This is a genomic window from Streptomyces sp. PH10-H1 (genome assembly GCF_030063355.1).
Classification (GTDB): Bacteria; Actinomycetota; Actinomycetes; order Streptomycetales; family Streptomycetaceae; genus Actinacidiphila.
This window is the reverse complement of record NZ_JASISZ010000055.1, coordinates 17,530-41,595: the sequence shown is the minus strand read 5'-3', so window position 1 is coordinate 41,595 and position 24,066 is coordinate 17,530. Positions and strand designations below refer to the sequence as shown.

Below are 24,066 nucleotides of genomic sequence, written 5' to 3'. Positions count from 1 at the left end.
GACCAGGAGGACATTGCGTTGTCCGTCGTTCGATGGACCTTCCGGCCCTGGGCGCCGTGCCACTGGTGCACAATGAAGGTCGCGCGGGATAACGACGGATCTACGGAACGGCGATATGACGACTTCGGCGCTCGACCAGACGCTCAACGACGGCGACCGGGACACCCCGGACACCATCGGGACGGGACGTCCTTTCGCGTGGCTGCTGGTGATCTGCGGCGCCCTCGGGACCCTCGCGGCCTTTGTGATCACCATCGACAAGTTCAAGCTCCTCGAGGACCCGAACTTCGTCCCGGGCTGCAGCCTGAACCCGATCATCTCCTGCGGCAACATCATGAAGAGCGAGCAGGCCCACGCGTTCGGATTCCCGAACCCGATGATCGGCCTGATCGCGTACCCGATCGTCGTCTGCATCGGCATGGGCCTGCTCGCGGGCGCGCGCTACCGCGGCTGGTTCTGGCTCGGCCTGCAGGCCGGCACCCTCTTCGGCGCCGGATTCGTGACCTGGCTGCAGTACCAGTCGCTCTACAGCATCAACTCCCTGTGCCTGTGGTGCTGCCTCGCGTGGGTCGTGACCATCGCGCTCTTCTGGTACACGGCCGTGCACAACATCAAGCACGGCATCATCCCGGTCCCGGCCGCGGTGCGCACCGCGGTCCTGGAGTTCCACTGGGTCGTGCCGGTGCTCTGGTACGGCATCATCGCGATGCTGATCCTGACCCGCTGGTGGTCGTACTGGAGCACCCTCATCTGACGCGTGTCCCGCGCCGCGCAGCCCGTACCCGCCGGTGGGACGATGCCGTGGTGAACAGTCGTCGTCCCGCCGACGGGCGGTCGGGTGCCATGGATTGCCATGGATTGCCGGGGCTCGCCGGGGTCTACTGCGGGGTGACGTACGCCCCGGCGATACCGCCGTCGACGAGGAACTCACTCGCGGTCATGAAGCTGGAGTCGTCGCTGGCGAGGAACGCCACCGCGGCGGCGATCTCCGTCGGGTCGGCGAAACGGCCCACCGGAATGTGCACCATCCGGCGGGCGGCGCGTTCCGGGTCCTTGGCGAACAGCTCCTGCAGCAGCGGGGTGTTGACCGGCCCGGGGCACAGCGCGTTGACCCGGATGCCCTCGCGGGCGAACTGGACACCCAGTTCGCGGGTCATGGCCAGGACGCCGCCCTTGGACGCGGTGTACGAGATCTGTGAGGTGGCGGCGCCCATCCTGGCCACGAAGGACGCGGTGTTGATGATCGAGCCCTTGCCCTGCCGCTGCATATAGGGGAGTACGGCCTTGCAGCACAGATAGACGGAGGTCAGGTTGACCTCCTGGACCCGGCGCCAGGCGTCCAGGCCCGTGGTGAGGATCGAGTCGTCGTCGGGCGGGGAGATCCCGGCGTTGTTGAAGGCGATGTCGACCGATCCGTAGGTGTCGAACGCCGTCCTGAACAGCGCCTCGACCTGCTCGGGGTCGGTGACGTCGACCTTGACGAAGATCCCGCCGATTTCTCCGGCCGCGGCCTTGCCCGAGGTCTCGTCGATGTCGGCGACGACGACGTTCGCGCCCTCGGAGGCGAAGCGGCGTGCGGTGGCCAGGCCGATGCCGCTGCCGGCGCCGGTGATGACCGCGGTACGGCCGACGAGGCGGCGGCAGACTTCGGTGGTGGATGGCTCTGACATGCGCTGCTACTCCTCAGTGCTGATGAAGACGTTCTTGGTCTCGGTGAAGGCGGCGAGTGCTTCGGGGCCCAGCTCCCGGCCGAGGCCGGATTCGCCGAAGCCGCCGAACGGCGTCGAGTAGCGGACCGAACTGTGGCTGTTGACCGACAGATTGCCCGCGTCGACCCCGCGCGACATCCGGATGGCCCGGCCGAGATCGCGGGTCCAGATCGAACCGGACAGCCCGTAGCGGGTGGCGTTGGCGAGCCGCAGCGCGTCCGCCTCGTCCTCGAAGGGCAGGACGACGGCGACCGGCCCGAAGATCTCCTCGACGGCGGCGGGGGCGGCGGCGTCGGCCGGCGCCAGGACCGTCGGCGGATACCAGAAGCCGGGTCCTTCGGGAGCGCTGCCGCGTGCGGCCACCGGCAGGTCGGCCGTGACGAGCGAGCGGACCCGTTCCCGCTGGACCGCCGAGATCAGCGGGCCCATCTCGGTGGCGGGGTCGGACGGGTCGCCGACCCTGACGGCCTCGACCGCGGGGACCAGCAACTCCAGGAACCGCTCGTAGACCTCCCGTTGGACCAGGATCCGGGTGCGGGCGCAGCAGTCCTGGCCCGCGTTGTCCAGGAAGGCCATGGGAGCGGCCGCCGCGGCCTTCTCCAGGTCCGCGTCGGCGAAGACGATGTTGGGGCTCTTGCCGCCGAGTTCGAGGGTGACCCGCTTCACCTGTCGCGCGCACTGCTCCATGATCCGCTTGCCGACGGCGGTGGAGCCGGTGAACACGATCTTCCGCACGTCCGGGTGCTCGACCAGCCGGGCACCGGTGACCGGGCCCGCGCCGGGCAGCACCTGGAAGAGCCCCTCGGGCAGGCCCGCGTCCAGGGCGAGCGCCGCCAGCCGCAGTGCGGTCAGCGGTGTGGTCTCGGCCGGTTTGAGTACGACGGCGTTGCCCGCCGCCAGCGCCGGGGCGGTGCCCCACGCGGCGATCGGCATCGGGAAGTTCCATGGGGCGATGACGCCGACGACGCCGAGCGGCTCATGGAAGGTGAGATCGAGGCCGCCGGCGACCGGGATCTGCCGGCCGTTGAGCCGCTCCACTCCGCCGGCGGCGTATTCGAGCAGGTCACGGACGTTGCCGGCCTCCCAGCGGGCATTGCCGAGGGTGTGGCCGGCCTCGCGGACCTCCAGCGCGGCGAGCTCTTCGGTGTGGGCGTCGACCTCGGCGGCGAACCGGCGCAGGGCGCGGGCCCGATCGGCCGGGGCCAGAGCGGCCCAGCCCTGTTGGGCCTTGGCCGCCGCGGCGACGGCGGCGTCCACGCCTTCCGGGCTGGTCGCCGCGACGGTGGCGACGACCTCCTCGGTGGCGGGGTTGAGTACCTGGTGGTGCTCGGTCACGGGGGCTGCTTCCTTACATCCGCTCGAAGGAGCGGAACCGCTCCCAGTCGGTGATGGCGGTGTCGAACGCTTCCTGTTCGATCCGCGCCATGTTGCTGTAGTGGGCGACGACGTCCTCACCGAAGGCCGCCCGCGCGATGGGGCTGGCAGCCCACAGGCCGGCGGCCTCCCGCAGGGTGCCGGGCACCTGCTCATAATCGGCGGTATAGGCGTTGCCCGCGCAGGGTTCGGGGAGTTCCAGCTTGTGCTCGATGCCGTACAGACCCGCCGCGACCATGCCCGCCACGGCGAGGTACGGGTTGACGTCGCCGCCCGGGACGCGGTTCTCCAGGCGCAGCGAGGCGCCGTGCCCGACGACGCGCAGCGCGCAGGTGCGGTTGTCGACGCCCCAGGCGACCGCGGTGGGCGCGAAGGAGCCCGGCCGGAATCGCTTGTAGGAGTTGATGTTCGGCGCGTACAACAGGGAGAAGTCGCGCAGGGCGGCGAGCTGCCCGGCCAGGAAGTGCCGCATGACGGGCGACATGTGCCCGTCCTCGCCCGCCATGACAGGGCTTCCCGCCTCGTCCCGCAAGGAGAGGTGGATATGACAGGAGTTGCCCTCGCGCTCGTTGAACTTCGCCATGAAGGTGAGCGCGGCGCCCTCCTGGGCGGCGATCTCCTTGGCCCCGGTCTTGTAGACGGTGTGCTGGTCGCAGGTGGTGAGCGCCTCGTCGTAGCGGAAGACGATCTCGTGCTGCCCGAGATTGCACTCGCCCTTGGCGGACTCCGGGGTCAGGCCCGCTCCGGCCATCTCATTGCGGATCCGGCGCAGCAGCGGCTCCACACGGGAGGTGGCGAGCACCGAGTAGTCGGCGTTGTACTGGTTGGCGGGGGTCAGGCCGCGATAGCCGCCGTCCCACGCCTGCTCGTAGGTGTCGCGGAAGACCATGAACTCCAGCTCGGTGCCCACATGGGCGCTCCAGCCCTGCTCCGCCAGCCGGCCCAGCTGATGGCGCAGGATCTGCCGGGGGGCGGCGACCACCGGCGAGCCGTCGTTCCACGCGAGGTCGGCGACGAGCAGCGCGGTGCCGTCCTGCCAGGGGACATGGCGCAGGGTGCTGGTGTCGGGGTGCATGGCGAAGTCGCCGTAGCCGCGTTCCCAGGAAGACATCGCGTAGCCGTCGACGGTGTTGAGGTCGATGTCCACGGCGAGCAGGTAGTTGCAGCCCTCGGTACCGTGGGCGAGCACCTCGTCGAGGAAGAACGGCGCGGCGAATCTCTTGCCCTGCAGCCGTCCCTGCATATCGGCGAAGCCGAGAATGACGGTGTGGATCTTCCCTGCCTCGACGAGAATGCGCAGTGCGTCGACGGACAGGGGGGGTGTGCGATCTGCCACGAGGGAGGTCCTCTCGGATCGGACGGGAGCACTAAGGTATGGGTTGGAACCATTGATTGGGAAGGGGTCCGCGCATGAGTGAGCGTCAAATCTCCGTGGATCCGCTCGCCCCGGTGCTGCGGCCGGTCCGCGGCGGCAATGGATTCGAGGAGGCGCTGGAGCAGGTGCTCCAGGTCGTACGCCTGGGCCTGGTGCCCGACGGTGAACGGCTGCCTGCCGAGCGCGAACTGGCCGAGCGGCTGCGGATCAGCCGCGTCACCCTGCGCGAGGTGCTGAAAGTCCTCCACGACCAGGGCCTGGTCGAGACCCGCCGCGGCCGGCACGGCGGCACCTTCGTCCGCAACAGGACCCCGTCGCACGGCGCGGGCCGGGCCGAGGCGGAGACCGAGCTGCGCCGCCGGGCGGCCGGGCTCGGCGCCGGGGGCCTCGACGACGTGCTGCGCTTCCGGGAGGTCCTGGAGGTCGGCGCCGCCGGGCTGTGCGCCCGCACCGAACTGACCGAGGAGCAGGCGGGCCTGCTGCGCCGCAGGCTGCGCGAGACGGGCGACGCGCCCACTGCCGACTACCGGCGCGCCGACACCCTGCTGCACCTGACCATCGCCGAGCTCTGCGGCTCCCCGTCGCTGGCCACGCAGTACGCGGCGGTGCGCGCCCAGGTCAATGAACTCCTGGACTGCATCCCCATCCTGGTGCGCAATCTCGAACACTCTCAGGGCCAGCACACCGCGCTGGTCGAGGCCATTCTCGACGGTGAGGAGGCGGCCGCCGCGGCGGTGATGCGCGAGCACGCCGAGGGCACCGCCGCGCTGCTGCGCGGGTTCCTCGCCTGAAACACGCCCGACCCACGGCTGAAGCACGCGCGGCGGTGCGGTGGGCGACCGAGCCGTCCCGGGGGCTTGCGCATCTCCACGGCAGCCGTAAAGGTATGCGTTCAAACCTTTACCCCTCGTACCGTCCGGGAGTGACGCATGCCGCAGTCCGGCGATTTCCCAGCCTCCGCAGACCGCACGGCAGGTACCACGGCGACAGCGGCCCCGCCCGGAGCCCCGCCCGGCGGTGACGACTATCTGGAGCGCCGCACCCTGCGCCGCGGCAGCGCGGGCTGGCTGCTGCTCACCGGTCTCGGCGTGGCGTACGTCGTCTCGGGCGACTACTCCGGCTGGAACTTCGGCCTGCGCGAGGGCGGCTTCGGCGGACTCGCCATCGCCACCGCCCTGATGGGCCTCATGTACACCTGCCTGGTCTTCTCGCTCGCCGAGATGTCCTCGGTGCTGCCCACGGCCGGCGGCGGCTACGGCTTCGCCCGCCGCGCCCTCGGCCCCTGGGGCGGATTCCTGACCGGCACCGCCATCCTCATCGAGTACGTGCTGGCGCCCGCCGCCATCGCCACGTTCATCGGCTCCTACGTCGAATCCCTGCACCTGTTCGGGCTGACGTCCGGCTGGCCGGTCTTCCTCGCCTGCTTCGTCGTCTTCATCGGCGTGCACCTGTGGGGAGTCGGCGAGGCGCTGCGCTTCAGCTTCGTCGTCACCGCCATCGCGGTGGCCGCCCTGGTGGTCTTCGCCGCGGGCGCGCTGCTGTCCTTCGACGCGAGCGGGCTCACGGACATCAAGGTCAGCGACGCGGCGGGCGCCAACTCCTGGCTGCCCTTCGGGCTCATGGGCATCTGGGCCGCCTTCCCGTTCGGCATGTGGTTCTTCCTCGGCGTCGAGGGCGTCCCGCTGGCGGCCGAGGAGACCAAGGACCCGGTCAAGAGCCTGCCCAAGGCAATGGCCCTGTCCATCGGCATCCTGGTCGTCCTCGCGGTCATCACCCTGGTTCCCACCGCCGGTGCGGGCGGCGCCAACGCGCTCAAGGACTCGGGGAACCCGCTGGTGGCAGCCCTCGAACTGGCCAACGGCGGCCACTCCACCGCGCTCAGCCAACTCGTCAACTACGCCGGTCTCGCAGGTCTGGTCGCTTCCTTCTTCTCCCTCATCTACGCCGGATCACGGCAGCTGTTCGCCCTGTCCCGGGCCGGCTACCTGCCCCGCTTCCTCTCCCTCACCAGCAAGCGCAAAGCCCCCTATCTGGGGCTGATCGTGCCCGGCGCCCTCGGTTTCGTACTGGCCGCGCTGAACGCCGACGACGGCTCCCGGGTGCTGAACATGGCCGTGTTCGGCGCGGCCGTCAGCTATGTCCTCATGGCGCTGTCCCACATCGTGCTGCGCCGCCGTGAGCCCGGTCTCGTCCGCCCCTACCGCACACCCGGCGGTACCGTCACCTCCTCGATCGCGTTCCTGCTCGCCGTCGCGGCCGTGGTGGCCACCTTCCTGGTGGACGTCCAGGCCGCGCTGACCGCACTCGCCGTCTACGCCGTGGCCATCGGCTACTTCGCCTTCTACAGCCGCAAACATCTGGTCGCCTCGGCCCCTGAGGAGGAGTTCGCCGCACTCGCCGCCGCCGAGGCCGAGCTGGCACGAGACTGAAACGCCACCGCGCGACAACCACCGCGCGATTACTGCCGTGCGACCCCCGGCACCCGGCCGGCCGCGCGACAATCGAATGGGTCACACAGGAGGATCAGTCCATGCCCGAGCAGCCGCTGGTCGGCGTCACGACCTATCTCGACACCGCCCGGTGGAGCGTCTGGGAGACCAGCGCCGTGCTCCTGCCGGCGGTCTACCCCCGCCTGGTGCGGTCCGCCGGCGGCATCGCCGCGCTGCTGCCGCCGGACGAGCCGGCGGCGGCGGCCGCCGCGGTCGCCAGGATGGACGCCGTCATCGTCTCCGGCGGCCCCGACGTCGACCCCTCGCGCTACGGGGAGCCGCGCCATCCGCGTACCGGACCCGAGGGGCGCGAGCGCGACGGGTGGGAACTGGCGGTGCTGCGGGCCGCGATCGACTCCGGCACCCCCGTCCTCGGTATCTGCCGCGGCATGCAGTTGCTGAACGTGCTGTACGGCGGCACGCTGGTCCAGCACCTCCCCGACACGGTCGGCCACGACGGTCACGCCATCGCGCCGGGTGTCTTCAGCGACCATGTCGTGACACCGGTGCCGGGGACCCTGCTGGCCCGGATCGCCCCTGCCCCGGAAAAGGTGCCGACCTACCACCATCAGGCGGTCGGCCGGCTCGGCGCCGGGCTGACCGTCGGCGCGTACGCCGACGACGGCACGGTGGAAGCGGTCGAGCTGCCGGGGCCCGCCTTCGCGCTGGGCGTGCAATGGCACCCCGAGATGGGCGGCGACCAGCGGCTGGTCCGCGCTCTGCTGCGGGCCGCGGCGGGAGGCGCTGTCACAGGCGTGCCATAGGCTCGGTCGGATGGAGCCCGACCTGTTCACCGCAGCCGCAGAGGACCGCCAGGAGAGGGAGCCGGGAAACAGCCCGCTCGCCGTGCGGATGCGTCCGCGCGTCCTGGACGAGGTGGTCGGCCAGGGGCATCTGCTCAAGCAGGGCGCACCGCTGCGCCGGCTCGTGGGCGAGGGCAGCGGCGGCCCGGCCGGACAGTCCTCGGTCATCCTGTGGGGCCCGCCCGGCACCGGCAAGACCACCCTCGCGTATGTGGTCAGCAAGGCCACCAACAAGCGCTTCGTCGAGCTCTCGGCGATCACCGCGGGCGTCAAGGAGGTCCGCGCGGTCATCGAGAGCGCCAGGCGGCAGTCCGGCGGCTACGACCGGGAGACCGTGCTCTTCCTCGACGAGATCCACCGTTTCAGCAAGGCCCAGCAGGACTCGCTGCTGCCCGCCGTGGAGAACCGCTGGGTGACGCTGATCGCGGCCACCACCGAGAATCCGTACTTCTCGATCATCTCCCCGCTGCTGTCCCGCTCGCTGCTGCTCACTCTGGAGCCGCTCACCGACGAGGACCTGCGCGGTGTGCTGCACCGGGCGCTGACCCACGAGCGCGGACTGGGCGGCGCTGTCACCCTGCCCGGGGACGCCGAGGCCCATCTGCTGCGCATCGCGGGCGGCGACGCGCGACGGGCCCTGACCGCGCTGGAGGCGGGCGCCGGCTCGGCCATCGCCAAGGGCGAGGAGGAGATCACCCTCAGCACCCTGGAGGAGGCGGTCGACCGCGCCGCGGTGACGTACGACCGGGACGGCGACCAGCACTATGACGTGGCGAGCGCCCTCATCAAGTCCATCCGGGGCTCGGACGTGGACGCCACGCTGCACTACCTGGCGCGCATGATCGAGGCCGGGGAGGACCCCCGCTTCATCGCCCGGCGGCTGATGATCTCGGCGAGCGAGGACGTCGGCATGGCCGACCCCACCGCGCTGCAGACCGCGGTCGCCGCCGCGCAGGCCGTGGCCCTGATCGGCTTCCCCGAGGCCCGCATCATCCTGTCGCAGGCCGCGATCGCCCTCGCCCTGGCCCCGAAGTCCAACGCGGCCTATCTGGCGATCGACGCGGCGCTCGCGGATGTGCGCAAGGGCCTGGCGGGACCGGTGCCCCCGCATCTGCGCGACGGCCACTACAAGGGCGCGGCCAAGCTCGGCCACGCCCAGGGCTACCAGTACCCCCACGACCTGCCCGGCGCTATCGCGGCGCAGCAGTACGCCCCCGACGAGATCCACGGCCGCCGCTACTACGAGCCCACCCGCTACGGCGCGGAGGCCCGTTACGCCGATGTCCTGGACCGCGTCCGGGAGCGCCTCGCGGGGGAGTGACCCGGCGGGCCACCCCGGGACCGCGGCGCGCAGGGCCAGGTCAGGCCGGCAGCTGCTGGCGGTACTCCGCGAGGCCCGGCACGGTCTTCGTCGCCAGGAATTCGGTGATCCGGTACGCGCACACGCCCGCGGTGACGAAGGGGTCGCCCGCGACGAGGTCCTCGATCGCGGCACGGTCCGCAGCCACCGCCAGGATCACCCCTCCATCGCGCGGCTCCTTGCGTCCCGAGGCCAGGAAGGTGCCGGCCGCGTACTGCCGGTCCAGCCAGTCGACGTGGTCGGCGAGTGCGGCGTCGACCTGCTCCAGCGGAGCGGTGTAGGTCAGTTCGAGTACAAACATGGCAAGCAGGCTACGCCCCGTGAAGATCGTCCGCGCACCCGCGTGCCGCGTCGAAGAGGGTGTGCATCGCCCGGTGCAGTTCCTCGTGGCCGCGCAGCGGCTCGGGGAAGTCGAAGCGGGCGTCGAAGGTTCCGCCGGCACCGGTGAAGCGCACCCGCAGCCCGAAGCGGTCGAGCGCCACCGGCACCGCCGTCCGTGCGCCGTCGCACTCCCCTCCGCACTCCCCGTCGCGGCCGCCGTACCCGCCGACGAGCCCGCACAGCCATCCGACCTGGTCCTCGTGGGCCGCGGCCAGGTGCTGGAGCAGGTCGGCCTCGTGGGCCGCCAGCGGGTCAGCGGTGGCGGTGGCGAAGTCATCGGGTTCCACCTGTTCGGCGCCCCACAGGTCGTCGACGGACGCCTCGCCGACCTCCAGCCGCAGCAGCGCCGTGCCGGGCACGACCGGCTCGTCGCGTACCGGGGTGAGCCAGCCCGCGATCCAGGCCCGGCCGCGGATCCGGTGCGGCACCGAGACCGGTGCCACATCGGTGATCTCCAACACAGCGGCCAGCTCGTCGGCCTCGGCGTGGGTGGCGGCCCGGACGGCCGGGGAGTCCGCCGGGAACAGCAGGAATACGTCTCCGCCTGGGCCGACGCTGCGCATCTCGGGGACCATCTGACCAGGCGGGCCCGCGTCCAGGCCAGGAATGACCAGGACGGCCGACGGGTTACCCTCGACTAGAGTTCGCGCGCGTTCGGCTGCCGATGGCATCCGGAGCGCATCGTCCACATCGGGGCGCGGCTGACCGTGTGCAGACATGGGGTTCCCGGGTCGAATCATGCGATCTCCTCAGCTAAGGTAAGCCTTACCTAATTTACATGGAGGATCGTTCCACGTGAACCAGTCGCGTCCCAAGGTCAAAAAGTCCCGTGCGCTCGGCATCGCGCTGACGCCGAAGGCCGTCAAGTACTTCGAGGCCCGCCCCTACCCGCCGGGCGAGCACGGTCGCGGCCGCAAGCAGAACAGTGACTACAAGACCCGTCTGCTCGAGAAGCAGCGCCTGCGCGCTCAGTACGACATCAGCGAAACGCAGATGCGCCGCGCCTACGACCGCGCTCGGAAGGTCGACCTCAAGACAGGCGAAGCGCTGATCATCGAGCTGGAGCGCCGTCTGGACGCGCTCGTCCTGCGGGCCGGTCTGGCCCGCACCATCTACCAGTCCCGGCAGATGGTCGTGCACGGCCACATCGAGGTCAACGGCCGCAAGGTCGACAAGCCCTCCTACCGCATGCGCCCCGACGACGTCGTCACGGTCCGCGAGCGCAGCCGCGAGAAGACGCCCTTCCTCGTCGCCCGTGAGGGTGGCTGGGCCGGCGAGGGCGAGACGCCGAAGTACCTGCAGGTCAACCTGCAGGCCCTGGCCTTCCGCCTGGACCGCGACCCGAACCGTCGCGAGATCCCGGTGATCTGCGACGAGCAGCTCGTCGTCGAGTACTACGCCCGCTGATCCAGCGAGGGCGCTCACGGCCCGGTCGTTGCACTCAGCCCGCCGTCTCCCCGCCGCCCACGGCAGGGGAGGCGGCGGGTTCGTGCGCACGGGGCCACGGAGAGCCGCGCCCACAGCAGCCGCTGGGCGGGCGTGCACAGTTCGTGGCTCCAGCCGATCGCGGTGCGCAGCGTGTGGTGGCGGGTCGGCGCGCTGGGGTCGCCGCCGGTCAGCAGCCGGAAACGGTCGTCAAGGCGCTGCAGCACCTGCTCGACCGACAGCGACCGCAGCCGGCCCGCCGCCAGTTCCAGGGCCAGCGGAATGCCGTCCAGGCGCCGGCAGAGCTCGACGGCGGCCTCCTGATGGGCCGCGGTGACCGTGTAGCCCGGCAGCACGGCGGCCGCCCGGTCGGCGAACAGCCGGACGGCGTCACTGCCGGCGGCCGACGCGGACAGCGGTGCCAGCGGGACGGTGTGCTCGCCCGTAATGCCGAGCGGCCGGCGTGCCGCGGTCAGCACCGCAGACCCGGCGCCCGGCGCAGCAGATCCGCGACCAGCCCTGCGCACTCCTGCACCACATGCTCGAAGCCGTCCAGCACCAACAGCAGCTCGCGCTCCGCCAGTTCCTCGGCGAGCGCGGCCCGCGGTGGCCGGCCGGTGTGATCGGGCAGCTTCAGCGATTCGGCCAGGGTGTGTTCCAGCAGCTCCGCGTTGTACAGCGCGGACAGCTCCACCAGCCACACCCGTCGCGGAACCGGCTCTCCACCCGCCGCGCCGTCCGCGTCGCGAGCCGGGTGTTGCCGACGCCGCCGACGCCGGTGATGGTGACCGGCCGCGCGTGCTCCAGCAGACCGGCGAGCGCCGGGAGTTCGGCGGCCCGCCCGACAAAGCTGTTCAGCTCGGCGGGGAGATTGCCCGCTGCCTCCATGGTGCACGGAGCGTACTGGAGGGTAAACGGAGCGTACAATCCCGCCACATTCCGGCCCCTGGCCCGCTACCCTGCGCCGGGGCCGCCGCGCCGGTAATGCGGTACGGACGCCGATGCCGGGCGCGATAAGGTCGGTACCCGATTGACGTGGTGATGTGAGGGAGCGCAGCAACGTGTCCGGTGGAGAGGTGGCCGGCCTGATCGTGGCCGTCTTCTGGGCGATCCTGGTGTCGTTCCTGGCGGTGGCGCTGGTCCGGCTGTCCCAGGCGCTCAGGAAGACCACCGAACTGGTCGCGAGCGTCACCGAGCAGGCGGTACCGCTGCTCGGCGAGGCGTCCTCGGCGCTCCGCTCCGCGCACACCCAGCTCGACCGGGTCGACACGATCACCGCTGACGTGGCCGAGGTGACCGCCAACGCCTCCGCGCTCTCCTCGACCGTCGCCTCCACGTTCGGCGGGCCGCTGGTGAAGGTCGCGGCCTTCGGCTACGGGGTGCGGCGCGCGGTCGGGCTGCAGGCCAAGGGCGCGGGGAAGACCCGCACCGTCGTGGTCGGCAAGGCACTGCCGGCCGCCCGGCGCGGCAGCCGACGCAACCGTTCGAAGGGCTGACACACCATGTTCCGCCGCATGTTCTGGTTCTTCACCGGCGCCGCCGCGGGCGTCTGGGCCACCACCAAGGTCAACCGGGCGGTGCGCAGGCTCTCCCCGGAGGGCCTCGCCGCGACGGCGGCCGACAAGGCGCTCGAAACCGGTGCCCGCCTGCGGCTGTTCGCCCAGGACGTGCGCGCCGGGATGACCGAGCGCGAGATCGAGCTCAAGGACGCGCTGGGCCTGGAGGCCGCGGAGCCCGAGCTCCCTGGGCAGCGCCGCCGGCCGGCTCTCGGCACCGGGCAGCCGCACCCGAAGCAGCCGTACAAGACGTACAAGCAGTCGCAGAAGCAGTCGCACAAGCAGTCGTACAACCGGAAGGACGATCACTGATGGAGTCGGCAGAAATCCGCCGCCGCTGGCTGCGCTTCTTCGAGGAGCGCGGGCACACGGTCGTGCCCTCGGCGTCCCTCATCGCCGACGACCCGACCCTGCTGCTGGTCCCGGCGGGCATGGTCCCGTTCAAGCCGTACTTCCTCGGTGAGGTCAAGCCGCCCTACGTACGCGCCACCAGCGTGCAGAAGTGCGTGCGGACGCCCGACATCGAAGAGGTCGGCAAGACCACCCGGCACGGCACCTTCTTCCAGATGTGCGGCAACTTCGCCTTCGGCGACTACTTCAAGGAAGGCGCCATCACGTACGCCTGGGAGCTGCTCACCGGCTCGGTGGCGGACGGCGGCTTCGGGCTGGAGCCCGAGAAGCTCTGGGTCACCGTCTATCTCGACGACGACGAGGCCGAGCGCATCTGGCGCGATGTCGTGGGCGTCCCCGCCGAGCGCATCCAGCGGCTGGGCAAGGCCGACAACTACTGGTCCATGGGCGTTCCCGGACCGTGCGGCCCCTGTTCCGAGATCAACTATGACCGCGGCCCGGCATTCGGCGCCGAGGGCGGCCCGGCCGTCAACGACGAGCGCTACGTGGAGATCTGGAACCTGGTCTTCATGCAGTACGAGCGCGGCCCCGGCCAGGGCAAGGACGACTTCGAGATCCTCGGAGACCTGCCGTCCAAGAACATCGACACCGGCCTCGGCCTCGAACGCCTCGCGATGATCCTGCAGGGCGTGCAGAACATGTACGAGACCGACACCCTGCGCGTGGTGATGGACACGGCCACCGGGGTCACCGGTGTCCAGTACGGTGCCGACCGCGGCACGGACGTCTCGCTGCGCGTGGTCGCCGACCACATGCGCACCTCAGTGATGCTCATCGGCGACGGGGTCACCCCCGGCAACGAGGGCCGCGGCTATGTGCTGCGCCGCATCATGCGCCGCGCCATCCGCAACATGCGCCTGATGGGCGCCACCGGTCCGGTCGTCGGCGAGCTCGTCGACACCGTCATCAAGACCATGGGCGAGCAGTACCCGGAGCTGCTCACCGACCGCAAGCGCATCGAGACCGTGGCGCTCGCCGAGGAGGTGGCCTTCCTCAAGGCCATCAGCGGCGGAACCAACATCCTGGACTCCGCCGTCAGCGAGACCAAGGCCGCCGGCGGCACGGTCCTGCCCGGCGACAAGGCGTTCCTACTCCACGACACCTGGGGCTTCCCGATCGACCTCACCCTCGAAATGGCCTCCGAGCAGGGCCTGTCGGTGGACGAGGAGGGCTTCCGCCGCCTGATGAAGGAGCAGCGGGACCGCGCCAAGGCCGATGCCCGGGGCAAGAAGCAGGGCCACGCCGACCTCTCGGCCTACCGCGAGGTCGCCGACCGCTCCGGCACCACCGAGTTCACGGGCTATACCGCCAACCAGAACGAGGCCACCGTCGTCGGGCTGCTCGTCGACGGCGTGCCGTCGCCGGCCGCCCACGAGGGCGACGAGGTCGAGGTCGTCCTGGACCGCACCCCGTTCTACGCCGAGGGCGGCGGCCAGCTCGCCGACACCGGCCGGATCAGGATCGACACCGGCGCGATCATCGAGGTCCGCGACGTACAGCAGCCGGTGGCCGGCGTCAGCGTGCACAAGGGCGTCGTCCAGGTCGGCGAGGTCACCCTCGGCTCCGGCGCGCTCGCCCAGATCGACCTGGTGCGCCGCCGGGCCATCGCCCGCGCCCACAGCGCCACCCACCTGACCCACCAGGCCCTGCGGGACGCGCTGGGCCCCACCGCCGCCCAGGCCGGTTCCGAGAACTCCCCGGGCCGCTTCCGCTTCGACTTCGGCTCGCCCGCCGCCGTACCCGGCACGGTGCTCACCGACGTCGAGCAGAAGATCAACGAGGTCCTCTCACGCGAGCTCGATGTAACCGCCGAAGTGATGAGCATGGAAGAGGCCAAGAAGCAGGGCGCCATCGCCGAGTTCGGCGAGAAGTACGGCGACCGGGTCCGCGTGGTCACCATCGGCGACTTCTCCAAGGAGCTGTGCGGCGGCACCCATGTCGGCAACACCGCCCAGCTCGGGCTGGTGAAGCTGCTCGGCGAGTCGTCCATCGGCTCCGGGGTGCGCCGCGTCGAGGCCCTGGTCGGGGTGGACGCCTACAAGTTCCTCGCCCGCGAGCACACGGTCGTCGCGCTCCTCACCGAGCTGGTCAAGGGCCGACCCGAGGAGCTGCCCGACAAGATCTCGGGCATGCTCGCCAAGCTCAAGGACGCGGAGAAGGAGATCGAGCGCTTCCGCGCCGAGAAGGTCCTGCAGGCCGCCGCCGGGCTCGCCCAGGGTGCCCAGGACATCAAGGGCGTGGCCCTGGTCACCGGCACCGTGCCGGAGGGCACCGGCGCCGACGACCTGCGCAAGCTCGTCCTGGACGTGCGCCAGCGCGTCGGGGGCGGCCGGCCGGCCGTCGTCGCCCTGTTCACGGTGGCCAACGGCCGCCCGCTCACCGTCATCGCCACCAACGAGGCCGCCCGCGAGCGCGGCATCAAGGCCGGCGAGCTGGTCCGTTCCGCCGCCAAGACCCTCGGTGGCGGCGGCGGGGGCAAGGACGACGTGGCTCAGGGCGGCGGCCAGAACCCGGCCGCCGTCGACGAGGCCGTCGCCGCGGTGCAGCGCCTGGTCGAAGAGAAGGCCTGACCCGGGTGCGAAGAGGCAGACGCATCGCCGTCGATGTGGGGGACGCCCGGATCGGGGTCGCCTCGTGCGACCCGGACGGGGTCCTCGCGACGCCGGTCGAGACCGTTCCGGGGCGGGACGTCCCGGCGGCGCTGCGCCGCCTCGCCGCGATCGTCGAGGAGTACGAGCCGATCGAGGTGATCCTGGGCCTGCCGCGCTCCCTGAGCGGGAACGAGGGTCCCGCCGCTGTCAAGGTCCGGGCCTTCGCGCAGGATGTGGCGAAGATCATCGCACCGGTCCCGGTACGGCTGGTGGACGAGCGGATGACCACGGTCACCGCCACCCAGGGGCTGCGCGCGTCGGGCGTCAAGGCCAAGAAGGGCCGTGCGGTGGTGGATCAGGCCGCCGCGATCGTGATCCTGCAGAGCGCCCTGGAGACCGAACGCGTGTCGGGAAAAGCTCCGGGGGAGAGCGTCGAAGTGGTCATCTGATCGCGGTACGGTAACGTTCCGCGCGACACGGCGGCGCCAACTGGCGCCGCCCGTTTCGCAAGGGGCGGCCACCCCTCTCGCCGCCCCGCGTACCAAGGGGACCGATGACTGACTATGGCCGGGGCTCCGGCTCCGAACCGTGGCATCCCGAGGACCCGCTCTTCGGTGACCAGGGGTACCAGCAGCAGCCGAACCAGGCGCAGCAGCAGGACGACTGGGACCCGTATGCCACCGGCCAGCAGCCGCAGTACCCGTACAACGGTCAGCAGGCCCCCCAGCAGCACCCGCAACAGCAGCAGCACCCTCAGCACCAGCACCAGCACCCGCAGCAGGAGCAGTACCCCCAGCAGCACCCGCAGCAGGGGCAGTATCCGCAGCAGGGATACCCGCAACAGCCCCAGCAGCCGCAGCCCCAGCAGCCGCAGCAGCAGTACAACGGGTGGGACACCGCGGGCGGAGCCTCCGCCCCGTACGGCACGAACCCCGGCGATCCCTACGGCGGCCAGCCGCCGGCCGATCCCTATGGCGCCCAGCAGCCCGACTTCTACGGGCAGGGCGGCTACCCGCCTCCGCAGCAGCCCCAGTACCGGCAGCCGCCGGAGCAGCCCCAGCAGCCGATGCGGTCCGCCCCGGACAGCACCGGTGACTGGGACGCCGAGGCCGAGCCCGAGAGCCACGCCTTCTTCGCCGACGACCCGGACGACGCGGAGCCGGACGACGACGCCCCCACCGGCCGCGGCGGACGCAAGCGCGGCGGCGGCAAGAAAGAGGGCAAGAAGCGCCGCAGCGGCTTCGCCTGCCTGGTCGTCCTACTGGTCCTCGGCGGCGGTGTCGGCGGCATCGGCTACTTCGGGTACCAGTTCTACGAGAGCCACTTCGGCGCGGCGCCCGACTTCACCGGACAGGGCACCGGCGACGTCCAGGTCGAGATCCCCAAGGGCTCGACGCTCACGGACATGGGCAACATCCTCAAGACCGCGGGCGTGGTCAAGAGCGTCGACGCCTTCACCACGGCGGCCGGCAAGGACCCCAAGGGCAAGAGCATCCAGGCCGGTGTCTACCTCCTGTACAAGGAGATGTCGGCCGCGGCGGCGGTCACGATGATGACCGACCCGACCAAGCAGAGCGCGATCATCATCCCCGAGGGCACCCGCGACGCGAAGATCTACACGATCATCGACAAGAAGCTGGGCATCGCCGAGGGCACGACCGCCGGCGTGGCCAAGGCGCAGGCCACGAAGCTCGGCCTGCCCGCCTGGGCGAACACCAACGAGAAGATCAAGGACCCGCTGGAGGGCTTCCTCTTCCCGACGCGCTACAGCGTGGGCAAGGGCATGAAGCCCGAGGACGTCCTGCGCCAGATGGTCGCGGAGGCCACCCGGCGGTACTCGGATTACGACCTGGTGGCCGAGGCGAAGAAGCTGAGGCTCAAGTCGCCGCTGGAAGTGATCACGGTCGCCAGCCTGGTGCAGGCCGAGGGCAAGACCACCGATGACTTCCGCAAGATGTCGCGGGTCGTCTACAACCGCCTGGTGCCGACGAACAAGGAGACCTTCGGGATCCTCCAGTTCGACTCGACGTACAACTACATCAAGAACACGAACAACACGAATCTGAAGCTCGCGGACCTGAAGAAGCTCGACGACGCGTACAACACGTACTACTACAAGGGCCTGCCTCCCGGCCCGATCGGCAACCCGGGCATCGACGCGCTCAAGGCGGCGACCGACCCGGATCCGGGTGAGTGGTACTACTTCATCTCGCTGGACGGGAAGACGACCCAGTTCACCAAGACGCGGGCGGAGCACGACAAGCTCGCGAAGCAGTACAAGGGGTAGTGCGCGCACTCATGGAACGCAATCGCGCGGGTGTCCTCGGTTCGCCGATCTCCCACTCGCTCTCACCGGTGCTGCACCGGGCCGCCTACGCCGCGCTCGGTCTCACCGGCTGGCGCTACGACCCCTTCGAGGTGGACGAGGCGGCCCTGCCGGGTTTCCTGGCCGGGCTGCGGGCCGGCGGCGCGGGGGAGTCGCCGGGTGAGTGGGCCGGGCTGTCCCTGACGATGCCGCTCAAGCGTGCGGTCATTCCGCTGCTGGACGCGATCAGCGACCACGCGGCCTCGGTCGAGGCCGTGAACACAGTGGTCTTCACCGAGGACGGCCGGCTGACCGGCGACAACACCGACATCCCCGGAATCGCCGCCGCGCTGCGCGAACACGGCGTGACGACGGTCGAGTCCGCGGTCGTGCTCGGCGCCGGGGCGACCGCCGCGTCCGCGCTGGCGGCGCTCGCGCGGATCTGCACGGGCGAGGTCACCGCGTATGTGCGCAGCGCCGCCCGCGCCGCCGAGATGCGGGAGTGGGGAGAGCGGCTCGGAGTGCGGGTGCGTACCGAGGACTGGGGCGACGCGGCGAAGGCGTTCGAGGCGCCGCTGGTGATCGCCACGACTCCGGCGGGCGCCACCGACAGCCTGGCCGCGTACGTGCCGGAGCGGCCGGGCGCGCTCTTCGACGTGCTGTACCACCCGTGGCCGACCGCTCTCGCCGCCGCCTGGTCGGCCCGCGGCGGCGAGGTGGTCGGAGGTCTCGACCTCCTGGTGCACCAGGCCGTACTCCAGGTCGAGCGGATGACCGGCCGGGCGCCGGCGCCGCTCGCGGCGATGCGCGCCGCGGGCGAGGCGGCGCTGGGAGGCGTCCGCCCGGCCTAACGACCTGCCCCGCCGCCGCCGTCCACACCGTGGACCGGAGGCGGGCCGCCCGCCCCGGCCGTGGGAGGATCTGTGGTGGCGGGCCAGGGCCGCGCACCCGGCCGCGCCGTTGAAAGTCGGACGTTCTAGGCGCGAGCAAGAGGAGCACCGTTGAGCAGGTTGCGCTGGCTGACCGCGGGGGAGTCGCACGGCCCCGCACTCGTCGCGACGCTGGAGGGGCTGCCCTCCGGCGTGCCCGTCACCACCGGGCTGGTGGCGGACGCGCTGTCGCGCCGGCGGCTGGGCTATGGCCGCGGTGCCCGGATGAAGTTCGAGCAGGACGAGGTCACCTTCCTCGGCGGTGTACGGCACGGTCTGACCATGGGCAGCCCGGTCGCGATCATGGTCGGCAACACCGAGTGGCCCAAGTGGGAACAGGTCATGGCGGCCGACCCCGTCGACCCGGAGATCCTGGCCGGCCTGGCGCGCAACGCCCCGCTGACCCGTCCCCGCCCCGGCCACGCCGACCTCGCCGGTATGCAGAAGTACGCGCTGGACGAGGCCCGGCCGATCCTGGAGCGCGCCAGCGCCCGGGAGACCGCCGCGCGCGTCGCGCTGGGCGCCGTCGCCCGCTCCTACCTCAGGGAGACGACGGGCATCGAGATCGTCAGCCATGTGGTCGAGCTGGCCGCGGCAAAGGCCCCGTACGGCGTAGTGCCCGTTCCCGCCGACGAGGCCAGGCTCGACGCCGATCCGGTGCGCTGCCTCGACGCCGACGCGAGCAAGGCGATGGTGGCCGAGATCGACCAGGCCCACAAGGACGGCGACACGCTGGGCGGAGTCGTCGAGGTGCTGGCGTACGGCGTCCCCGTCGGACTCGGCAGCCACGTCCACTGGGACCGGCGGCTCGACGCGCGGCTGGCCGCCGCCCTGATGGGCATCCAGGCCATCAAGGGCGTCGAGGTCGGCGACGGCTTCGGTCTCGCCCGGGTGCCGGGGTCGCAGGCGCACGACGAGATCGTGCCGTCCCCCGGGGGCATCCGCCGCACCACCGGCCGCTCCGGCGGTACCGAGGGCGGTATGAGCACCGGTGAGCTGCTGCGGGTGCGCGCCGCGATGAAGCCCATCGCGACGGTGCCGAGGGCACTGGCCACCATCGACGTCACCACCGGTGAGGTCGCCCAGGCGCATCACCAGCGCTCGGACGTGTGCGCGGTACCGGCCGCCGGGATCGTCGCGGAGGCGATGGTCGCGCTGGTGCTCGCCGACGCGGTCGCGGAGAAGTTCGGCGGCGACTCGGTGGGCGAGACCCGCCGGAACGTCCGGGGGTACCTCGAGAACCTGGCGATCCGGTGACCGGCCCGCTGGTCGTCCTCGTCGGCCCGCCCGGTGCGGGCAAGACCACCATCGGCATGCTGCTCGCGGCGCGGCTGGGCACCACCTACCGGGACACCGACGCGGATGTCGAGCGGACGGCGGGCAAGCCGATCCCGGAGATCTTCATCAACGACGGTGAGGACCACTTCCGGCAGCTCGAACTGGCCGCGGTCACCGACGCGCTCGCCGAGCACACCGGCGTGCTGTCGCTGGGCGGCGGAGCGATCATGTCCCCGGTCGCGCGCAGTCTGCTGCGCGGCCGGCCCGTGGTCTTCCTGGACGTCGGTGTCAATGACGCCGTCAAGCGGGTCGGCCTGGACGCCCCGCGTCCGCTGCTCGCCGTCGCTCCGCGCCAGCAGTGGCGCGAGCTGATGGACAAGCGCCGCCCGCTGTACACCGAGGTCGCCCGCGCGGTCGTCTCCACCGACGCCCGCACCCCCGAGGACGCCGCCGAAGCGGTCCTCGACGCACTGGAATTGAAGGACGCATGAGCGAGAACCCCACCCGTATCGCGATCAGCGGCACCGCGGGTACGGACCCCTACGAAGTGCTGGTCGGACGCCAGCTGCTGGCCGAGCTGCCCGCCCTGATCGGGCCGGCCGCCAAGCGAGTCGCGATTCTCCACCCCGAGGCGCTGGCCGCCACCGGCGAGGCGCTCCGTGCGGACCTGGCCGAGCAGGGCTTCGAGGCCATCGCGATCCAGCTGCCCAACGCGGAGGAGGCCAAGACCGTCGAGGTCGCCGCCTACTGCTGGAAGGCGCTGGGCCAGACCGGCTTCACCCGCACCGATGTGATCGTCGGCGTCGGCGGCGGAGCCACCACCGACATCGCGGGCTTCGTCGCGGCGACCTGGCTGCGCGGAGTGCGCTGGATCGCCGTCCCCACCACCGTGCTGGGCATGGTGGACGCGGCGGTCGGTGGTAAGACCGGCATCAACACCGCCGAGGGCAAGAACCTGGTCGGCGCGTTCCACCCGCCGACCGGGGTGCTGTGCGACCTCGCCGCGCTGGACTCGCTGCCGCCCAACGACTACATCAGCGGCCTCGCCGAGATCATCAAGGCCGGCTTCATCGCCGACCCGGTCATCCTCGACCTGATCGAGGAGGACCCGGCCGCGGCCCGTACGCCGCAGGGCGCCAGGACCGCCGAACTGATCGTGCGCTCCATCCAGGTCAAGGCCGATGTGGTCTCCGCCGACCTCAAGGAGGCCGGCCCGCGCGAGATGCTCAACTACGGGCACACCCTCGCGCACGCCATCGAGAAGAACGAGCGCTACAACTGGCGGCACGGAGCCGCGGTGTCCATCGGCATGGTCTTCGCCGCGGAACTGGGCCGGCTGGCCGGCCGGCTGGACGACGCGACCGCCGACCGGCACCGCACCGTCCTGGAGTCGGTGGGACTGCCGCTGGCCTACCGCGGCGACCAGTGGCCCAAGCTGCTGGACGCCATGCGGGTCGACAAGAAGTCCCGCGGTGACGTGCTGCGCTTCATCGTCCTGGACGGCCTCGCCAGGCCCACCGTCCTGGAGGGCCCGGACCCGGCGGTGCTGGTGGCCGCCTACGCCGAGGTCTCCAAGTGACGCGCCCGGTCCTGGTGCTGAACGGACCGAACCTCGGCCGGCTCGGCTCCCGGGAGCCCGATGTGTACGGCGCGACGTCCTACGCCGGGCTCGTCGAGGCCTGCACCGCCCTCGGCAAGGAGCTGGGCTTCGAGGTCGACGTCCGCGAGACCAACGATGAGGCCGAGCTGATCGGCTGGCTGCACGAGGCGGCCGACGGACGGATTCCGGTCGTCATCAACCCGGGCGCGTTCACCCACTACTCGTACGCGATGCGCGACGCCGCCGCCCAGCGCACCGCGCCGCTGATCGAGGTGCACATCTCCAACCCGTACACCCGTGAGGAGTTCCGGCACACCTCGGTCATCGCCGGCGTCGCCACCGGTACCGTCGCCGGCTTCGGCATCGGCTCGTACCGGCTGGCCCTGCGCGCCCTGGCCGAGGAAATCACCGGCTGACATCTCCTTCCGGGCACCCGCGCCGCCCCCCGGCCGTTCACACAAGTACGACCGGGGACGGTACGGTTCGGTGCGAACGGCCCGTTCCAGGCCGGTCACGGAAGCACGACCTCCGGCACGAGATGGAGTGGGACGGGATGCAGCACGCTGTGGGGGCACCGCAGCCCGGCCGGCCGGGAGCTCTGCCGGCCGCCAGCACCACCGGCCACTTCCCCATGCCGGCCGCCAGCCCGGTCCAGCTGCCCGCGGCCGGCGGCGGCGCCTTGCTACCGGGTGCGGGGTCCGGTCCTGTGGCCGTCCTGCTGATCGGCGCGGCCGGAGCCGGCAAGACCACCATCGCCCGGCACTGGGCCGACAACCGCGGCGTCCCGACCGCCCACATCAGCCTCGACGACGTCCGGGAATGGGTCCGCTCCGGTTTCGCGGACCCGCAGGCCGGGTGGAACGAACACTCCGAGGCCCAGTACCGGCTGGCCCGCCGCACCTGTGGCTTCTCCGCCCGGAACTTCCTGGCCAACGGCATCTCCTGCATCATCGACGACGCGGTCTTCCCCGACCGGCCGGTCGTCGGCCTCGGCGGCTGGAAGCGCCACGTCGGCCCCGGCCTGCTGCCCGTGGTCCTGCTCCCGGGCCTGGACGTGGTCCTCGCCCGGAACGCCGCGCGCAGCGGCAACCGGCGGCTGTCCGACGAGGAGGTCGCCCGGATCCACGGCCGGATGGCGGGCTGGTACGGATCGGGGCTGCCGATCATCGACAACTCCCAGCTCGACGTGGCCGCGGCGGCCGCGGCGCTGGACCGGGTCGTGGCCCGCAGCGTCCAGGGCCCGCCCGTCTGGTGATCCGCGGGGTGCCGGGGGTTTCCCCGGTCGGACGCGCTCGGGCGGCCCGCCGGGCGGCCCGCACATACGCTCGCGATATGTCCGACGTGCACGCTGCCCGCAGAGAACGCCTGCGCGACCGATGCGCGGCGGCCGGAACGGCGGCGGCGCTGGTCTCCCACCCCGCCAACGTCCGCTATCTGACCGGCTGCGCTCCGTCCGGTGCGGTGCTGCTCGTCGGTCCCGGCGAGCAGGACGCGCTGGTCCGACCCCGCCCGGCGGCCGGGGACCTGGACGGCGGCCGGCCGCCGGAGGACGTACGGACCGTGGTGCTGCCCACCTCGGACGGCGATCCGGTGGTGGCCGCCGCCGGGCTGGTCCGCGACCAGCGGGGCGGCACCCTGGCGGTCGAGGAGCACCACCTCACGGTCGCGCGGCACCGGGCGATCGGCTCGGTCGCGCCCGGCCTGGTCCTGTCCGACCTCGGCGGGGCCGTGGAACAGCTGCGGGTGGTCAAGGACGAGCAGGAGATCGCCTCGCTCCGCATCGCCGCGGAACTCGCCGACCAGGCGCTCGGCGAGCTGCTGGAGTCGATCCTGGTCGGCAGGACCGAGCGGCACCTGGCGCTGGAACTGGAGCGCCGGCTGGTCGATCACGGCGCGGAGGGCCCGGCCTTCCCCACCTGTGTCGGCACCGGGCCGCACTCGGGTGCCGCCCGGCACGCCCCCACCGACCGGCGTGTCGAGGAGGGCGATTTCCTCACCGTCCGGCTCGGCGCCTGCTACCGCGGATACCGCTGCGAGGTCGGCCGTACCTTCGTCGTGGGGGCTTCTCCCGCCGACTGGCAGATCGAGCTCTACGAGCTGGTATTCGCCGCCCAGCGGGCCGGCCGGGAGGCCCTCATACCCGGTGTGGCCTGCCGTGATGTGGACCACGCGGCACGCCGGGTACTGGCCGCCGCGGGCTACGGGGAGGCCGTCGGAGAGGTGACAGGTCACGGTGTTGGACTCGAAATCGACGAGGACCCTCGGCTGTCACCTGCGGCCATGGGTAAACTGAACGCTTGCGTGCCGGTCACCGTCGAACCGGGGGTCCACCTTCCGGGCCGCGGCGGTGTCCGCATCGACGACACGCTCGTCGTACGTCCCCCGACGGACGGCGGGCCCGAGCTACTCACCATTACGACCAAGGAGCTGCTCGCCCTGTAAAAGGGCGCGCCCCCTCGGTCTCCGAAGCAGCACTTTCA

The 24,066-nt window shown here is 71.5% G+C and carries 23 protein-coding genes and 1 pseudogene; 18 read left to right on the top strand and 6 right to left on the bottom strand.

Annotation, left to right across the window (positions count from 1 at the left end):
• Window positions 1–115: 115 nt before the first annotated feature.
• Window positions 116–754, top strand: a complete 639-nt coding sequence (locus QMK24_RS28175) for a vitamin K epoxide reductase family protein (protein ID WP_283469611.1) — start codon at window positions 116–118, stop codon at window positions 752–754.
• Between the two features lie 124 nt (window positions 755–878).
• Here QMK24_RS28175 and QMK24_RS28170 read toward each other — a convergent pair whose 3' ends face one another.
• The 3 genes from QMK24_RS28170 to QMK24_RS28160 are packed head-to-tail and all read right to left on the bottom strand — an operon-like array spanning window position 879 to window position 4,419.
• On the bottom strand, window positions 879–1,670 hold the full coding sequence (locus tag QMK24_RS28170) for a 3-oxoacyl-ACP reductase (protein ID WP_283469610.1): 792 nt from the start codon (window positions 1,668–1,670) through the stop codon (window positions 879–881).
• Window positions 1,671–1,676: 6 nt separating this feature from the next.
• Window positions 1,677–3,044 (bottom strand): aldehyde dehydrogenase family protein, encoded by a 1,368-nt coding sequence (locus QMK24_RS28165; RefSeq protein ID WP_283469609.1) that lies wholly within the window; start codon window positions 3,042–3,044, stop codon window positions 1,677–1,679.
• A 13-nt stretch (window positions 3,045–3,057) separates the two neighbouring features.
• On the bottom strand, window positions 3,058–4,419 hold the full coding sequence (locus QMK24_RS28160) for a glutamine synthetase family protein (protein WP_283469608.1): 1,362 nt from the start codon (window positions 4,417–4,419) through the stop codon (window positions 3,058–3,060).
• Window positions 4,420–4,493: 74 nt separating this feature from the next.
• Between QMK24_RS28160 and QMK24_RS28155 the strand changes: the two genes are divergently transcribed.
• The 4 genes from QMK24_RS28155 to QMK24_RS28140 all read left to right on the top strand — a co-directional run bounded on the left by QMK24_RS28155 (window position 4,494) and on the right by QMK24_RS28140 (window position 9,071).
• Window positions 4,494–5,249, top strand: a complete 756-nt coding sequence (locus tag QMK24_RS28155; RefSeq protein WP_283469607.1) for a FadR/GntR family transcriptional regulator — start codon at window positions 4,494–4,496, stop codon at window positions 5,247–5,249.
• A 138-nt stretch (window positions 5,250–5,387) separates the two neighbouring features.
• A complete protein-coding gene (eat, locus tag QMK24_RS28150) occupies window positions 5,388–6,887 on the top strand; it encodes an ethanolamine permease (protein ID WP_283469606.1) in 1,500 nt (499 codons plus the stop codon).
• Window positions 6,888–6,988: 101 nt separating this feature from the next.
• Complete coding sequence (locus QMK24_RS28145) at window positions 6,989–7,711, top strand: gamma-glutamyl-gamma-aminobutyrate hydrolase family protein (protein WP_283469605.1); 723 nt, start codon at window positions 6,989–6,991, stop codon at window positions 7,709–7,711.
• A 10-nt stretch (window positions 7,712–7,721) separates the two neighbouring features.
• On the top strand, window positions 7,722–9,071 hold the full coding sequence (locus tag QMK24_RS28140; RefSeq protein WP_283469604.1) for a replication-associated recombination protein A: 1,350 nt from the start codon (window positions 7,722–7,724) through the stop codon (window positions 9,069–9,071).
• 40 nt (window positions 9,072–9,111) lie between these two features.
• Here the strand turns inward: QMK24_RS28140 and QMK24_RS28135 are convergent, their stop codons facing one another.
• Both QMK24_RS28135 and QMK24_RS28130 read right to left on the bottom strand, forming a co-directional pair.
• Window positions 9,112–9,411, bottom strand: coding sequence for a YciI family protein (locus tag QMK24_RS28135; RefSeq protein WP_283469603.1), 300 nt, complete (start codon window positions 9,409–9,411; stop codon window positions 9,112–9,114).
• Window positions 9,412–9,421: 10 nt separating this feature from the next.
• Window positions 9,422–10,162 carry a DUF2470 domain-containing protein gene (locus QMK24_RS28130; protein WP_283469631.1) on the bottom strand — a complete coding sequence of 247 codons (741 nt, stop codon included), beginning with the start codon at window positions 10,160–10,162 and terminating at the stop codon, window positions 9,422–9,424.
• Between the two features lie 124 nt (window positions 10,163–10,286).
• Between QMK24_RS28130 and rpsD the strand changes: the two genes are divergently transcribed.
• On the top strand, window positions 10,287–10,898 hold the full coding sequence (gene rpsD / locus QMK24_RS28125) for a 30S ribosomal protein S4 (protein WP_283469602.1): 612 nt from the start codon (window positions 10,287–10,289) through the stop codon (window positions 10,896–10,898).
• A 95-nt stretch (window positions 10,899–10,993) separates the two neighbouring features.
• Here the strand turns inward: rpsD and QMK24_RS28120 are convergent.
• A pseudogene (locus QMK24_RS28120) lies at window positions 10,994–11,804 on the bottom strand (ATP-binding protein); the annotation flags it as partial.
• Between the two features lie 173 nt (window positions 11,805–11,977).
• Here QMK24_RS28120 and QMK24_RS28115 point away from each other — a divergent pair.
• From QMK24_RS28115 to QMK24_RS28060, 12 genes are all read left to right on the top strand, one after another.
• Entirely contained in the window at window positions 11,978–12,412 is a 435-nt protein-coding gene (locus QMK24_RS28115) for a DUF948 domain-containing protein (protein WP_283469601.1), read from the top strand.
• Window positions 12,413–12,418: 6 nt separating this feature from the next.
• Window positions 12,419–12,784, top strand: a complete 366-nt coding sequence (locus QMK24_RS28110) for a DUF6167 family protein (protein WP_283469600.1) — start codon at window positions 12,419–12,421, stop codon at window positions 12,782–12,784.
• Window positions 12,784–15,453, top strand: a complete 2,670-nt coding sequence (gene alaS / locus QMK24_RS28105) for an alanine--tRNA ligase (RefSeq protein ID WP_283469599.1) — start codon at window positions 12,784–12,786, stop codon at window positions 15,451–15,453. Before QMK24_RS28110 ends, alaS begins: the two co-directional genes overlap by 1 nt.
• A complete protein-coding gene (gene ruvX / locus QMK24_RS28100; RefSeq protein WP_283469630.1) occupies window positions 15,450–15,923 on the top strand; it encodes a Holliday junction resolvase RuvX in 474 nt (157 codons plus the stop codon). Before alaS ends, ruvX begins: the two co-directional genes overlap by 4 nt.
• Before the next feature lie 104 nt (window positions 15,924–16,027).
• Window positions 16,028–17,761: an endolytic transglycosylase MltG gene (gene mltG, locus QMK24_RS28095; RefSeq protein WP_283469598.1), complete on the top strand. Its 1,734-nt coding sequence runs from the start codon at window positions 16,028–16,030 to the stop codon at window positions 17,759–17,761.
• An 11-nt stretch (window positions 17,762–17,772) separates the two neighbouring features.
• Window positions 17,773–18,630: a shikimate dehydrogenase gene (locus QMK24_RS28090; protein WP_283469597.1), complete on the top strand. Its 858-nt coding sequence runs from the start codon at window positions 17,773–17,775 to the stop codon at window positions 18,628–18,630.
• A 150-nt stretch (window positions 18,631–18,780) separates the two neighbouring features.
• The gene (gene aroC, locus QMK24_RS28085) at window positions 18,781–19,965 is read left to right on the top strand and encodes a chorismate synthase (protein ID WP_283469596.1); all 1,185 of its coding nucleotides are present in this window, start codon (window positions 18,781–18,783) and stop codon (window positions 19,963–19,965) included.
• Window positions 19,962–20,477: a shikimate kinase gene (locus QMK24_RS28080; RefSeq protein ID WP_283469595.1), complete on the top strand. Its 516-nt coding sequence runs from the start codon at window positions 19,962–19,964 to the stop codon at window positions 20,475–20,477. The genes aroC and QMK24_RS28080 overlap by 4 nt, the downstream gene beginning before the upstream one ends.
• On the top strand, window positions 20,474–21,565 hold the full coding sequence (gene aroB / locus QMK24_RS28075; RefSeq protein WP_283469594.1) for a 3-dehydroquinate synthase: 1,092 nt from the start codon (window positions 20,474–20,476) through the stop codon (window positions 21,563–21,565). Before QMK24_RS28080 ends, aroB begins: the two co-directional genes overlap by 4 nt.
• Window positions 21,562–22,002 carry a type II 3-dehydroquinate dehydratase gene (aroQ, locus tag QMK24_RS28070; protein ID WP_283469593.1) on the top strand — a complete coding sequence of 147 codons (441 nt, stop codon included), beginning with the start codon at window positions 21,562–21,564 and terminating at the stop codon, window positions 22,000–22,002. Before aroB ends, aroQ begins: the two co-directional genes overlap by 4 nt.
• A complete protein-coding gene (locus QMK24_RS28065; RefSeq protein ID WP_502962521.1) occupies window positions 21,999–22,841 on the top strand; it encodes an AAA family ATPase in 843 nt (280 codons plus the stop codon). The genes aroQ and QMK24_RS28065 overlap by 4 nt, the downstream gene beginning before the upstream one ends.
• A 77-nt stretch (window positions 22,842–22,918) precedes the next feature.
• The gene (locus QMK24_RS28060) at window positions 22,919–24,028 is read left to right on the top strand and encodes an aminopeptidase P family protein (protein ID WP_283469591.1); all 1,110 of its coding nucleotides are present in this window, start codon (window positions 22,919–22,921) and stop codon (window positions 24,026–24,028) included.
• The last annotated feature ends 38 nt before the right edge of the window (window positions 24,029–24,066 follow it).